We start from the raw sequence: 13,760 nt of genomic DNA on the forward strand, positions 1-13,760 counted from the left end.
GGGACGCTCGATCCGCAGGCTACCGGATCGCGGCTCGGGCGGGCGCTGGTGTGGGTGGGCTGGTGGAAGGGCGTCCTGGAAGATGTCGTCAGGCATCGTCGGCTCCTGCTTCCGGCGCAGGGGCGGTCCAGTCGAGGCCGATCAGGTTGGCGGCGCGGTCAAGGGAGCGGAGCCCGAGCCGGCGGGCCACGTTCTCGATGTTCCGGGTCTCGTCGTAGAGCCGCACCGCCGCGTACGCGGTCAGGGAGGCCGGCTTGACGCGGGGGGCGGCGCTCAGGCCGATTCGGCGGATGAGGTCGGCCAGGGCGACACATCACGGGAGTATCCCTTCGAGATCAATGGTGTGACGGGTCTTGGCTGCCTTGGCCTTCAGATCCCAGTAGTTGTCGGGGTTCACGTGCGCGACGGTGGACAGCACCTTGCGCAGGCGGGTGCCGTGCCGACGCGGAGACCGGGTTCGCGCACCACCAGATCACTCGCACGTTCTCGAAGGGCGATCAAGGACAGCCGCGGCGACAGGGCCTCCTGGATCTCGGACGGTTTCACCACCCCGAACTGCGGTTTCACCACCCCGAGCTGCCAGGAAGTCCTGTCTCCCTGCCCGCGGCCGGCAGTGATCACCCGGTCGAGCCTCCCGGCCGCCGCCCGTCCCTCGGGACCAGGACGACGGGGCAGCTACTCAGGGCGCCGGTCAGTTCGTCCGGCCGGGTACCCAGGCGCTCAGCGGGACGAAGGAGCCGAGGTCCCCGATGCTCGCCCCCGCGTCGATGCGGCTCGGGCCGCCCAGGCAGTCGTCGCTCGGGAAGAGGGCCGCACTGGTGGTGTGGGTGTTGGTCACGGACTTGACCCGTCCGGCCCACCCGTGGTCGACGAGGCTGACGCAGGTGCCGCTGCTGGTCAGCGAGGAGAACGTCAGGAGTTCGCCTCCGAAGTTCTGCCCGGAGTACAGGCACAGAGCACTGGAGGGGCAGTCGGCCGACTGGGCGGCGTGGGCCGTGGCAGGGGGCAGGGCGAGCATGCCCAACGCGGCCACCGACACGATTCCAGTGGCTGCCAGGCGCGTTCGGGAGGGGCGAGCGGACGTGCGGTTGCCTGCGGCGAGCTTGTTCATCTCGTGAAGTCCTTCGTCGTTAGGCGATCAATGGTCGTTGTTGCCGGTGATGACGGCCATGGCTCCGTGGCAGCCGTGACCGTTGAACCGATGGGTCCGGAGAGACTCGTGTCCGCAGAGCGGGACACGGCGGGTGACGGGTGAGCTCCTCGTGCTCACTTCCGCGGGAGGTGAGCGGTGCGGCAGCGAGGTGTCCTTCACCCCGGCACGACCGCCAACGTAGATCGCGGAGGCGGGCCGGGAACAGCGACTTTCCCGCCCTGGAGCCTGGGGGCAGGATCTTCCTCTTCTTCGTTTTGGGGTGGCTTCCGGCGGGCTCGGTGGCCAGGTGGTCGCGCCCTGCGGGCCGAGGAAGTCCGGCCGTGTCGTCGCAGCCCAGGCCAGACACGGCGACCCGCATGTTTCGCTTGTGGGTTAAGAAAAGGCGTGTGCTTACGTGGTTGGCCGATTGACGACTCCGAGCACTGCGCCGCGGCGCGGCCCGCACCGGGTTCGGCCCCGGCCCCGAGGCTCACCTCCGGAAAACACCGACGACGGATACGGCCGGTGTCCGCGAACCGGTGGGTGCGGCATGGCCGGGGTCCCGCGGTCAGCCAGTGCCGAGTAGATGCGTGTTGGCCGCCTTCGCGTCCACGGCGAGTTCGGGCAGCTCCACCACCGTCACCCCGGCCGCCCGGAGTCGCTCGACGCCCACGCAGTCGTCCACGAACAGTGAGGGTTCGCGCTGGAGCCCGGTCCGCCGCGGCGGACGTACGGGCGGTGTCCGGGTACGGCCGGGGATCCCGGGCTCTGAGAGGGGGGCCGGCGCGCCCGGGGCCGGCGAGCCGACGGTCGCCGAGTACCCCGCGTCCCCCGCGCCGGGCGAACCGGAGGTCCTCGGCGACGGGGCCACCCGCGGCGACACCTGCCATCTGGACGTCGTCGACCGCTGGGGCAACATGGTCGCGGCCACCCCGAGCGGCGGCCGGCTCCAGTCCAAACCGGTCGTGCCCGAACTCGGCTTCCTCCTCGGCACCCGGCTCCAGATGACCTGGCTGGAGGACGGGCTGCCCAACACCCTCACGCCGGGACGCCGGCCCCGGACCACCCTCACCCCGTCCGTCGCCCTGCGCGACGGGGTGCCGGTGATGGCGTTCGGCACGCCCGGCGGGGACCAGCAGGACCAGTGGCAGCTGCACTTCTTCCTCGCCGTCGCGCTGCGCGGCCCGGTACGCGGCGGGCTCGACCTCCAGGGCGCGATCGACGCCCCGAACCGGCACAACGACAGCTTTCCCGGCTCCTTCCACCCGCGCGGCATGCGTCCCGGCAGCGTCACCGTGGAGTCCCGCACGGACCCGGCGGTGGTGCGGGAACTGCGGCGCCGGGGGCACGCGGTGACGGTCGGCGAGGCGTGGTCGGAGGGCAGGCTGTGCGCGGTCGCGCGGGACCCGGCCACGGGCGTGCTCTCGGCGGCGGCGAACCCGCGCGGCATGCAGGGCTGCGCGGTGGGCCGCTGACCTCGCCCCGGAGCCCCTTGTTCATGCGGACATCGCCGGGAGTGCACCGGACGGGCGGGACTTGTCAGTGGCACGTGGTCTCATGGAGGGCATGATCGAGCACAACGAAACCATCGAAGAGTTTCTCGCCGGACGCGCCGTCGACGTGGAGGAAGCCGTCCGCAAGGCCGCCGCCCAGGAAATCATGCCGCGCTGGCGCCGGCTCGCCGACCACGAGGTCGACCGCAAGTCCGGCCCGCACGATCTGGTGACCGACGCCGACCGGCAGGCCGAGCTGTACCTCACCGAGGTGCTGCCCGCCCTGCTGCCCGGCTCGGTCGTGGTGGGCGAGGAAGCGGTGCACACCCACCCGGCGTCGTACGAGGGTATACGCGGCGGGGCGCCGGTGTGGATCGTCGACCCGGTCGACGGCACCCGGCAGTTCGTGCACGGCGACGCCGGATTCTGCACCCTGGTCGCCCTCGCGCTGGACGGAGTCGTCCACGCCTCCTGGACGTTCGCCCCGGCCCTCGACCAGCTTGCCACGGCCGTACGAGGACAGGGCGCCTTCCTCGACGGCGCACGGCTGCACGCGGGCTCCCCGGAGACCGGCCGTGACCTGCGCGTGGCCACGTCCCACCCGGACTTCACGACGGACGACCAGAAGCGCTCCCTGATCGCCCTCGGGATGGACGGCGTGGCCCCGCGCGCCTGCGGTTCGGCCGGACTGGAGTACCTGGCCGTCGCCCGCGGTGAATCCGACGCCACCGCCTTCACCTGGGAAGCGGCCTGGGACCACGCGGCGGGTCTGCTCCTCGTCGAGGAGGCGGGCGGCGCCCACCTGACCCGTGCCGGCGAACCCTTCCGCATCACCGGCGGCAACGACCTCCCCTTCACCGCGGCCCGCGACGAGGCCACGGCCCGCCGGGTGGTGGGACTGCTGTCGGCCGGAGCCTGACCTCCGGGTCCGCCGCGTCGGCACCGGGCACGGTGTCACCGGGCGGATGCCGCCCTGGGGCGGGGCCCAGGGAGCGTCGGTGCTCCGGCATATCCTGATCCCGAGTCTCCCGGTGGCCCCCGATCGCTCTGGTCGCCTCCGGTTGCCGTCGGCCGACGAAGGGGTTCCGAAGGTGGTGTCGATGCTCGATGTGGTTGTGGTGGGCGCGGGGCCGAACGGGCTGACCGCCGCCGTGGAGCTGGCCCGGCGCGACTTCTCCGTGGCCCTGTTCGAGGCGAAGGACACCGTCGGCGGCGGCGCCCGCACCGAGGAACTGACCCTGCCCGGCTTCCGGCACGACCCGTGCTCCGCGGCCCACCCGCTGGGCGTCAACTCGCCCGCGTTCCGGGCCCTCCCACTGGAGCGTTACGGCCTCCAGTGGCTGCACGCGGACCTGCCGATGGCCCACCCCTTCCGCGACGGCACGGCGGCCGTGCTGTCACGGTCGGTCGGCGAGACGGCCGCCAGTTTCGGTCCGCGCGACGCCGGAGCGTACCGCCGCCTGGTCCAGCCCTTCCTGCCCCGGTGGGACACCCTGGTCCGCGACTTCATGTCCCTGCCGCTCACCGCGCTGCCCCGCGACCCGGTCGGCCTGGCCCGCTTCGGCCTGGTCGGACTGCAGCCCTCCACCTGGTTGATGCGCCGCTTCCGCGACGAGCGGGCCAGGGCCCTGTTCGCCGGGCTCGTCGCCCATGTGATGGCGCCCCTCGGCGGCTTCGCCACCGGCGCCGTCGGCCTGGTCTTCGCCCTCGCCGCGCACGCCCGCGGCTGGCCCGTCGCCCGCGGTGGCTCCCAGGCCGTCTCGGACGCCCTCGCCGCCTACCTGGTGGACCTCGGCGGCGCCGTCCACACCGACTACGACGTCAAGCGCCTCGACGACCTGCCGCCGGCCCGCGCGTACGTCTTCGACACCTCGCCCACCGCCCTCGCCCGCATCGCCGGCCTCGGCAACCACTACGCGAACTACCGCTACGGCCCCGGCGTCTTCAAGATCGACTACGCGCTGGACGGCCCGGTGCCGTGGACCGCGTCCGAGGCCCGCAGGGCCACCACCGTGCAGATCGGCGCGGACCGCGCCGAGATCGGAGCCGCCCTGCGCGCCGCCTCCCGGGAGGGCCGCGCCCCCGACCCGCCGTTCCTCATCACCGTGCAGCCCGGCGTCGCCGACCCCACCCGTGCCCCGGCCGGCAAGCAGGTCTTCTGGGCCTACGGGCACGTCCCGAGCGGCTGGTCCGGCGACCTGACCGACGCCGTGGAACGCCAACTGGAGCGCTTCGCCCCCGGGTTCCGCGACCGCGTGCTGGCCCGTGCCACCGCCGGCCCGCCCGAAATCGCCGCCCGCAACGCCAACTACGTCGGCGGCGACATCGGCTCCGGCGCCGCCTCCGGACTCCAGCTCCTGCTGCGGCCCCGCCCGTCCCTGTTCCCCTACGCCACCCCGCACCCGGCCGTGTTCATCTGCTCGTCGGCCACCCCGCCCGGCCCCGGTGTGCACGGCATGTCCGGGCACAACGCGGCGAAGGCCGTCTGGAGGAGGCTGCGGCAGTCATGACCGCCCTCACCCTCGTCCAGGGCGACATCACCCGCGAACGCGCCGACGCCATCGTCAACGCGGCCAACTCCTCCCTGCTCGGCGGAGGCGGCGTGGACGGCGCGATCCATCGCCGTGGCGGTCCGGAGGTCCTTCAGGAGTGCCGCCGCCTGCGCGCCTCCCGGTACGGCAAGGGCCTCGCCACCGGCCAGGCCGTCGCCACCACGGCGGGCCGGCTGGACGCCCGCTGGGTGATCCACACCGTCGGCCCCGTCTTCAGCGCGACCGAGGACCGCTCGCACCTGCTGGCGTCCTGCCACCGCGAGGCACTGCGCGTCGCCGACGCGCTCGGAGCGCGGACCGTGGCCTTCCCGGCCATCTCCACCGGTGTGTACGGCTGGCCGCCGGAGGACGCCGCACGTGTCGCGGTGGAGGCCGTGCGGGCGGCTGACACGGCTGTCGAGGAGGTCAGGTTCGTTCTCTTCGACGCCCGGGCCCACGAGGCGTTCGCCGCGCGGGTCGGCTGACCCCCACCGGCGGATCAGCGGGCGCCGACGACGCTTTCGCCCCCGTCGGGATGCCCTGCTCGGGAGCGTGGGGGCAACCGGCCGGCGTGCGGCCTCCGTGACCCGATCGGCCGACATCCAGGGCCCGCTTTCCCGGCCGGTACGCTGCGCGAGTTGCCGTACACACCTCGTCACCCACACCATGGAGGTCTCGTCCGGAGGCCGACTCGTCCGGCCTCGCCGCCGGGGACGGAAGGGGCGCCGTACATGACCAGGTACTTCGAGAACGGCACCGGTGAACTCGTCCCCGACGCGCTGGCCGGGTTCGCCCGCGCCCACCAGGACCTCGTGGACTACGACCTCGCGGACGGATACGTCACCGCCCGGCACCCCGCACCGACACGGACCGTGGGGCTCCTCTCGGGCGGCGGTTCGGGACACGAACCCCTGCACGCCGGATACGTCGGTGCGGGCATGCTCGACGCCGCCTGCCCCGGGAGGGTCTTCGCCTCTCCGCACAACCGGCAGATCTTCCGGGCCTCCCGCGCGGTGGCAGGGCCGGACGGCGTACTGCACATCGTGAAGAACTACACGGGCGACCGGATCAACTTCGGTATCGCGGCCGAGCGGCTCGCCGACGCGGGGATCGCCTGCGGGAGGGTTCTCGTCGACGACGACCTCGCCTCCGACTCCGAGGCCGTCGCCGCCGGGCGCCGTGGCACGGGCGCCACGGTCCTGGTGGAGAAGGTCCTGGGCGGCGCCGCGGACACCGGAATGGGGCTCGACGCACTGGTGGACCTCGGCACCTCCGTGGCAGGCCGGTGCCGGACGCTTGCCGTCGCCTCCGCCGCCCACCACGCACCGGTCACCGGTGAGCCGGCCTTCGAGCTGCCGTCCGGCGAACTGGAGTACGGCGTCGGCATCCATGGGGAACGCGCCGACCACACCCGGAGCCAGAAACAGGTCGGCGTGCTGGTGGAGGACATGACGGGGGTGCTGCTGGACGCGCTGTGCCCCGGCCCCGACGATCCGGTCGTAGCCCTGGTCAACGGACTGGGCTCGGTCACGTCGCTCGAGCTGTACGGCATCTTCGGTGAGCTGGGCCGCGTCCTCGACGCCCGGCGGGTCAGGCTCGTCCGGCACCTCGTCGGCGACTACGTCACGGCACTCGACATGCGGGGCTTCTCCCTGACCCTCATGGTCGCCGACCGCACGGTGCTGGACTTCTACGACGCGCCGGTCCACACCCCGGAGTGGCGATGGTGAGTGGCCGGTGGCCGAAGGGTCCGGCTCCCGGCGGCCCGTGACAGGAGCAGGAGGACGGCATCATGACGACCACCGCTTTCGACACCACACAGACCCGTGACTGGATGCGCCGCTTCGCCGAATCGGTGTACGCCACCGAGGCCGAGCTGACCGAACTGGACCAGAAGGTGGGAGACGGCGACTTCGGGACCAATCTCGCCGCGGGGGTCCGGGCCGCCGGGCTGCTGCTCGACCGGACGGGAGGTCCGGCCGACTCCGCGAAGGAACTGGGAGCCATGGCCACCGCCTTCCTCGACGAGATCGGTGGTACCAGCGGCCCTCTGTTCGGTCTGCTGTTCCAGGCGTTGAGCAGGGCCGCCGCCGATTCCGCCGCCGATCCCGGCGGCGGGTTGACCACGGGTGCGCTCGCCGAGGGCACCGCCCAGGGCCTGGCCGCCATCCGCCGTGTGGGAGATGCCGTGCCCGGGGACAAGACACTGGTCGATGCGCTGACCCCGGCCGCCGCCGCGTTGCGGGCGGCGGAAGGCACTCCGCCGGCTGCGGCTCTGGCCGCGGCAGCGGACGGCGCATGGCAGGGGGTGCGGGACACCGCGTCCCTGACGGCGCGCAGGGGCCGGGCGAGCTACCTGGGTGACCGGGTGACAGACATCCCGGACCCCGGAGCGGTGGGCGTCGCCCTGTTCTTCGCCTCCGCCGCCGCGACCGTGCACACCCTGGCGCCTCGTCTCTCCACCGGCTGAACGGTCGTCCCCCCCGCCCGGGCCGGTGCCTTCTACACGCCGATCCGGCTGTGGACCCACGACAGCAGTTCACCGTCGGCGAGGCTCGTGACCCACAGGTCGGCCTTCTCCGCTTCCGGCCCCGGCGGGCACGGCCCGAGACCGAGGACGCGCAGTCCCGCCCGGCGGGCGGACTCCATGCCGGTCAACGAGTCCTCCACGGCCAGTGCCTCCTCGGGCGGCACGCCGCACAGCCGGGCGGCCACCTGGTAGACGTCGGGCTGCGGCTTCGGCCGTACGTTCTCGCCGGCGACCACGACGTGGCCGAAGCAGCTGAGAAGCCCGGCCCGGTCCAGACACGACTCCACCACCTCGCGGGGGCAGTTGCTCGCCACGGCGAGGGGGAGGTGGCGGGCGGCCAGCCGGACCAGGGCGGTGGCGCCCGGCATGGTGACGGGGTCCTGGTCGACGAGTGTGGTGAAGGTGTCGAGGAGTGTGCTGGTCAGGTCCTCCACGAGGTCCGGTTTCCCGGTCTCCTCGGCCATGAGCGCGCCGCACTCGGTGTAGTGCATGCCCTTCGCCCGGTCGGCGAACCCGGCCGGCGGTTTGAGGCTGAACGCCCGGAAGGTGATGCTCCGGGCCTCCTGCCAGTGTTGTTCCGTGTCCATCAGGGTGCCGTCGCAGTCGAAGACGATGGCGGCGGGGGACCAGGAAAGGATGCGATGAGCTGTCATGCAACTGCCGTTCTCCAAGGCCGCGCCGACCGGTTCGGTGCCGGGGCGCAGGCGGGTGTCGGGAGGTGAGTGATCCGCTCGTGGACACGAGCGGTGGTGGGGATGCCGTACGGCTGCCGCGGTCGTGCGAGCGTGAGGGAGCGCGCGGTGACGGACGCGGGTCGTCGTTCTCGGGCGAGCCCCAAAAACATCGTGGTCATTACGTTAATTTCGCTTCTGTGATTTCCGCAATCACCAATTCGAGTGCATGGGAATGTCCCGGCCGAGGGGTGCCGGCCTCTCGCGTGCGGGGTGGGGAAAGGAGGAGGAACGCTTGGAGGGCAGCCGACGTGCCTGGTGAAAGCTGTTCCCGGGGCACCGTGGCGTCGGCCGGGGCGCGGCTCTCGCGCTCAGCTGAAACGATTCTGTTCGACGGGGTGAACTCGGTTTGCGTTGCGGCCCGTTCCCGCGCATGGCCGAAGAATAATAAGATCTTCGCGCGCTGCGTATGTGCCTCTATGAGTGGTGCCTAATTTTCCCGTCCCAGCGTTGGCGCGTGTGAGCGAAGGTGGAACTGGAGTGCAGGACAGGGCGCGTGCGACCCGTAAAGTGCTGTTGGAGTCGGCGGCACATCTATTCGTCGAACGGGGATATGCGGGAACGAGTGTCAATGACATAAGCGATCACTCGGGGAGAACCAGTGGGGCGATCTATTTCCATTACTCCAGCAAGGAGAAGCTGGCGCTGGCCGTGGTCCGCGAGCGGTTCGCCACCTGGCCGCAGCTCGACGCCGTGTACGCCGGGCCCGGCGTTCCTCCGCTGGAGAAGCTGGTCGGTCTCAGCTTCCGGGTCGCACAGTCCCTCAGCGAGGACGTCGTCGCGCGTGCCGGTGCACGGCTGTGGGCGGAACGCCACACCATCGAGGCCGACGTACCCACGCCGTTCGACGCCTGGTCGGTGGCCGCCACCCGGCTTCTCGCGCAGGCCCGCACCAGAGGCGAACTCGCGGAGGGGGTCGAGCCGTCGGCCGCGGCCGTGACGCTCGTGTGCGCGTTCTTCGGGCTCTGCACCCTGACCGACGAGATGCCGGGCGGGCGGAACTGGAGGGAGCGGCTCGACCAGTGGTGGATGCTGGTACTGCGGTTCCTGCAGGCGGATCCCGACCCGGCCGCTCTGCTCGCCCGGGCACGGGCGGCAGTGCCCGCACAGCGGGAGGACCCCGCTCCGTGCCCTGCCTGACGGAGCCGGACCGCTCGGCTCCGTAGGCCGGGATTCCGCGCGGTGGTCGCGGGGCGGGCCCACGCGACCGTGGCCCGCTCCGCCGGCTTTCCCCGTCGGCAGCCGCGGTCCGCGGTCCCCGCGCCCGCTGTTCACGGACGGCATGCCCGCAGCGGGATGCGAGCCCGGCCCGGGCGGTGCGCGGCGAGCGGCGCCCGCGGGAGCGGCCCGGTCACTCGGCCGCGTCGGTGATCCCGAGCCGCAGATGCTCCACGTGGTACACGGCCTGGTCCAGCAGCTCGGCGACATGGTGGTCGTGCAGCGCGTACACCACGGAACGGCCCCGGCGTTCGCCCACCACCAGGCCCAGGTTGCGCAGCAGCCGCAGCTGGTGCGAGCAGGCCGACTGCTCCATGCCCACCTCCGCCGCCAACTCCGTGGCCGGCAGAGGCCCTTCGCGCAGCCGGGCGAGGATCAGCAACCGGGACGGGGTGGACAGGGCCTGGAGCGTGGTGGCGACCTTCGCGGCATTGTCCGCGTCGAGGCGGACGCGCTCGGCGTCGTCCTGTGCGGGGATGACGGCTCCATGACCCATACGGGCATCCTACCCACCGGTCACGAACACCCGAATTAATGAATAAATGAATCATTCTTCATGTGTTCCTGTATGGTGGCAGCCGTGTCCACGACTCTCGCTCCCGCACCCCTGCCGTCCACCGAGGTCCCGGCGGGGCGCCGCCGCACCCGCGTGCTCGCCCTCCCGGAGGCGCGGTGGGCGCTCGCCTCGCTCGTCGCCTTCCTGGCCGGTCTCGCACTGGACCTCGGCGGGGCGCCGGGCTGGGCGAGCGGTGTCCCCTTCGCGCTCGCCTACGTGTGCGGAGGCTGGGAACCGGCCCTCGAAGGGCTCCGCGCGCTGCGCGGGAAGACCCTCGACGTCGACCTCCTGATGATCGTCGCCGCGCTCGGCGCCGCCGCCATCGGCCAGGTCCTCGACGGCGCCCTGCTCATCGTCATCTTCGCCACCTCCGGCGCCCTGGAAGCCCTGGCCACCGCCCGCACCGCCGACTCCGTACGCGGACTGCTCGACCTCGCGCCCGCCACGGCGACCCGGCTGACCGGCACCGGCGAGGAGTCCGTGCCCACCGCCGACCTCGCCCTCGGCGACGTCCTGCTGGTCCGCCCCGGTGAGCGCATCGGCGCCGACGGCACCGTCCTGGACGGCGTCAGCGAGGCCGACCAGGCCACCATCACCGGCGAGCCGCTGCCGGTCGTCAAACGCCCCGGCGACGAGGTCTTCGCCGGCACCCTCAACGGCACCGGCGTCCTGCGGGTGCGGGTCGGACGCGACCCGGCGGACTCGGTGATCGCCCGCATCGTCGCCCTGGTCGAGGAGGCGTCCCGGACCAAGGCGCCCACCCAGCTGTTCATCGAGAAGATCGAGCAGCGGTACGCGGTCGGCGTGGTGGCGGCCACCCTCGCGGTGTTCGGCATCCCGCTCGCCTTCGGCGAGAACCTCACCGACGCCCTGCTGCGGGCGATGACCTTCATGATCGTCGCCTCGCCCTGTGCGATCGTGCTCGCCACGATGCCGCCCCTGCTGTCCGCCATCGCCAACGCCGGACGGCACGGCGTCCTGGTCAAGTCGGCCGTCGCGATGGAACGCCTCGGCGAGATCGACACGACGGCCCTCGACAAGACCGGCACCCTCACCGAAGGCACCCCCGAGGTGACCGCCGTACGTCCGCTGCCCGGCTCCGGCCTCGACGAGGACGCCCTGGTCGCCCTGACCGCTTCCGCCGAGCACGCCAGCGAGCACCCGCTGGCCCGCGCCGTGGTGGCCGCCGCCCGCGCCCGCGCCCTGCCCCTCACCCCCGCCACGGACTTCTCGGCCACCCCCGGCCGGGGCGTCACCGCCACCGTCGCCGGGCACGTCGTGACCGTCGGCCGCGCGGAAGCGGCAGCCGGTGCGGACCGCAGGGCCGTCGAGAGGGCCGAACGGCCGCTCGGCCCTGACGGCGGTGAGACCCTCGTCCACGTCACCCGCGACGGTGTGCCCGTCGGCACCCTCGCCCTCACCGACCGCCTCCGCCCCGGTGCCGCCGTGGCGACCGCCGGGCTGACCGACCTCACCGGCACCGCGCCCGTCCTGCTGACCGGTGACAACGCGCGCGCCGCCGCCCGGGTGGCCGACGCCACCGGCCTCACGGACGTCCGTGCCGGCCTCCTGCCCGAGGACAAGGCGCATGCCGTGAGGGACCTCCAGGACGCCGGCCGCAAGGTCCTGTTCGTCGGTGACGGTGTCAACGACGCGCCCGCCCTCGCCGCCGCCCACGCGGGCATCGCCATGGGCCGCGCGGGCTCCGACCTGGCCCTGGAGACCGCGGACGCCGTCGTCGTACGGGACGAACTCGCCGCCGTGCCCGCGGTCGTACGGCTGTCGCGGACCGCCCGCCGGCTGGTCGTGCAGAACCTCGTCGTCGCCGGCACGGCCATCACCGTCCTGGTCCTGTGGGACCTGATCGGTCACCTTCCGCTCCCGCTCGGCGTCGCCGGCCACGAGGGCTCGACCGTCCTGGTCGGCCTCAACGGGCTGCGGCTGCTGCGCGAGTCGGCGTGGCGGACCGGGGCGGCGCAGACCGGCTGAGGTTCATGTCGGATTCCCGCGAGACCGGGCCCGGCCCGTGCCCGATGCTGGACCCATGCAGAAGGGGATGCACACCGACACCGAACGCTGCGTCCGCGCCGTCCGGTCCAAGGACGCGCGGTTCGACGGCTGGTTCTTCACCGCGGTCCTGACCACCGGCATCTACTGCAGGCCCAGCTGCCCGGTGGTACCGCCCACGCCCGAGAACATGGTCTTCCACCCGAGCACGGCGGCCTGCCAGCAGGCGGGGTTCCGGGCCTGCAAGCGGTGCCGTCCCGACACCAGCCCCGGCTCACCGGAGTGGAACCAGCGGGCCGACGCCGTGGCCCGCGCCATGCGGCTGATCGCCGACGGGACCGTGGACCGGGAGGGCGTGCCCGGGCTCGCCGCCCGGCTCGGCTACAGCACCCGGCAGGTCGAACGCCAACTGCTCGCCGAGCTGGGCGCCGGGCCCCTCGCCCTCGCGCGGGCCCAGCGCGCGCAGACGGCGCGACTGCTCATCGAGACGACGACCCTGCCGATGGCGGAGATCGCCTTCGCCGCAGGCTTCTCCTCCGTCTGCACCTTCAACGACACCGTGCGCGAGGTCTTCGCCCTCGCCCCGAGCGACCTGCGCGCCCGCGCGCCGAAGCGGACGCCCGGCCCTGCCTCGGCCCCCGGCACCCCAGCGGCCCCCGGCACCCCCGCCGCTCTGTCGCTGCGCCTGCCGTTCCGGGCCCCGCTCACCCCCGACAACCTCTTCGGCCACCTCGCCGCCACCGCCGTACCCGGTGTGGAGGAATGGCGGGACGGCGCCTACCGGCGCACCCTGCGGCTGCCGCACGGGCACGGCTTCGTGGCCCTGTCCCCGCGGCCCGACCACATCGCCTGCCGCCTCACCCTCACCGACCCGCGCGACCTCACCGTCGCCATCAGCCGCTGCCGCCGCCTCCTCGACCTGGACGCCGACCCGGTGGCCGTCGACGACCGGCTGCGCACCGACCCGGTTCTCGCACCCCTCGTGGACAAAGCACCCGGACGCCGGGTCCCGCGTACGGTCGACGAGGCGGAGTTCGCCGTCCGGGCCGTGCTCGGACAGCAGGTCTCCACCGCGGCTGCCCGCACCCACGCGGCCCGCCTGGTCACCGCGTACGGCGAACCGGTGGACGACCCGGACCCGGAGGGCGGACTCACCCATCTCTTCCCGTCCCCCGGGGCACTCGCGGACCTGGACCCCGGGTCCCTGGCCCTGCCCCGCGCCCGCCGTGCCACCTTCGCCACCCTGGTGCACGCACTCGTGGACGGCAGTCTGCGCCTGGGCGCCGGGAGCGACTGGTCCGAGATCCGTGCGGAACTCCTCGCCCTCCCGGGCCTCGGGCCCTGGACCGCCGACGTCATCGCCATGCGCGCCCTCGGTGACCCCGACGCCTTCCTCCCCACCGACCTCGGCATCCGCCGCGCCGCCCGGGAACTCGGCCTGCCCTCCACCCCTGCCGCGCTCACCGCGTACGCGGCGGCCTGGCGGCCCTGGCGGGCGTATGCGGTGCAGTACCTCTGGGCGGCGGACAGTCATCCGATCAACATCCTGCCGAGATGAGGAC

General features: G+C 73.0%; 12 protein-coding genes and 1 pseudogene. 9 read left to right on the plus strand and 4 right to left on the minus strand.

Features of this window, described 5'->3' with window-relative positions:
• Positions 1-88: 88 nt before the first annotated feature.
• Together TU30_RS35900 and TU30_RS03980 are read right to left on the minus strand one after the other, a co-directional pair.
• Positions 89-226 carry a hypothetical protein gene (locus tag TU30_RS35900; RefSeq protein ID WP_158719299.1) on the minus strand — a complete coding sequence of 46 codons (138 nt, stop codon included), beginning with the start codon at positions 224-226 and terminating at the stop codon, positions 89-91.
• A gap of 465 nt (positions 227-691) precedes the next feature.
• Positions 692-1,111 carry a peptidase inhibitor family I36 protein gene (locus TU30_RS03980; protein ID WP_078878092.1) on the minus strand — a complete coding sequence of 140 codons (420 nt, stop codon included), beginning with the start codon at positions 1,109-1,111 and terminating at the stop codon, positions 692-694.
• A gap of 737 nt (positions 1,112-1,848) precedes the next feature.
• Between TU30_RS03980 and TU30_RS03985 the strand changes: the two are divergent.
• From TU30_RS03985 to dhaL, 6 genes and pseudogenes are all read left to right on the plus strand, one after another.
• Positions 1,849-2,607 (plus strand): annotated as a pseudogene (locus TU30_RS03985) (gamma-glutamyltransferase); the annotation flags it as partial.
• 91 nt (positions 2,608-2,698) lie between these two features.
• Positions 2,699-3,544 (plus strand): inositol monophosphatase family protein, encoded by an 846-nt coding sequence (locus tag TU30_RS03990; RefSeq protein ID WP_042164821.1) that lies wholly within the window; start codon positions 2,699-2,701, stop codon positions 3,542-3,544.
• 181 nt (positions 3,545-3,725) lie between these two features.
• Positions 3,726-5,135, plus strand: a complete 1,410-nt coding sequence (locus TU30_RS03995; protein ID WP_042164542.1) for an NAD(P)/FAD-dependent oxidoreductase — start codon at positions 3,726-3,728, stop codon at positions 5,133-5,135.
• A complete protein-coding gene (locus TU30_RS04000) occupies positions 5,132-5,641 on the plus strand; it encodes an O-acetyl-ADP-ribose deacetylase (RefSeq protein WP_042164543.1) in 510 nt (169 codons plus the stop codon). The genes TU30_RS03995 and TU30_RS04000 overlap by 4 nt, the downstream gene beginning before the upstream one ends.
• A 246-nt stretch (positions 5,642-5,887) precedes the next feature.
• Positions 5,888-6,886 carry a dihydroxyacetone kinase subunit DhaK gene (locus TU30_RS04005; protein WP_042164545.1) on the plus strand — a complete coding sequence of 333 codons (999 nt, stop codon included), beginning with the start codon at positions 5,888-5,890 and terminating at the stop codon, positions 6,884-6,886.
• A 62-nt stretch (positions 6,887-6,948) separates the two neighbouring features.
• Positions 6,949-7,626 (plus strand): dihydroxyacetone kinase subunit DhaL, encoded by a 678-nt coding sequence (gene dhaL / locus TU30_RS04010; RefSeq protein ID WP_042164548.1) that lies wholly within the window; start codon positions 6,949-6,951, stop codon positions 7,624-7,626.
• Positions 7,627-7,658: 32 nt separating this feature from the next.
• On the opposite strand, the gene TU30_RS04015 is transcribed toward dhaL, so the two are convergent.
• Positions 7,659-8,339 (minus strand): HAD family phosphatase, encoded by a 681-nt coding sequence (locus TU30_RS04015; RefSeq protein WP_042164549.1) that lies wholly within the window; start codon positions 8,337-8,339, stop codon positions 7,659-7,661.
• Positions 8,340-8,897: 558 nt separating this feature from the next.
• On the opposite strand from TU30_RS04015, the gene TU30_RS04020 reads away from it, so the two are divergent.
• Positions 8,898-9,557, plus strand: coding sequence for a ScbR family autoregulator-binding transcription factor (locus TU30_RS04020; protein ID WP_267889324.1), 660 nt, complete (start codon positions 8,898-8,900; stop codon positions 9,555-9,557).
• Positions 9,558-9,768: 211 nt separating this feature from the next.
• Here TU30_RS04020 and TU30_RS04025 read toward each other — a convergent pair whose 3' ends face one another.
• Positions 9,769-10,131, minus strand: coding sequence for a metalloregulator ArsR/SmtB family transcription factor (locus TU30_RS04025; RefSeq protein WP_042164551.1), 363 nt, complete (start codon positions 10,129-10,131; stop codon positions 9,769-9,771).
• 72 nt (positions 10,132-10,203) lie between these two features.
• Here TU30_RS04025 and TU30_RS04030 point away from each other — a divergent pair, with 72 nt between their 5' ends.
• Positions 10,204-12,180, plus strand: coding sequence for a heavy metal translocating P-type ATPase (locus tag TU30_RS04030; protein ID WP_176726142.1), 1,977 nt, complete (start codon positions 10,204-10,206; stop codon positions 12,178-12,180).
• 55 nt (positions 12,181-12,235) lie between these two features.
• The gene (locus TU30_RS04035) at positions 12,236-13,756 is read left to right on the plus strand and encodes an AlkA N-terminal domain-containing protein (protein ID WP_078878093.1); all 1,521 of its coding nucleotides are present in this window, start codon (positions 12,236-12,238) and stop codon (positions 13,754-13,756) included.
• Positions 13,757-13,760 lie beyond the last annotated feature (4 nt).

Source organism: Streptomyces sp. NBRC 110035, from assembly GCF_000829695.1.
GTDB lineage: Bacteria > Actinomycetota > Actinomycetes > Streptomycetales > Streptomycetaceae > Streptomyces.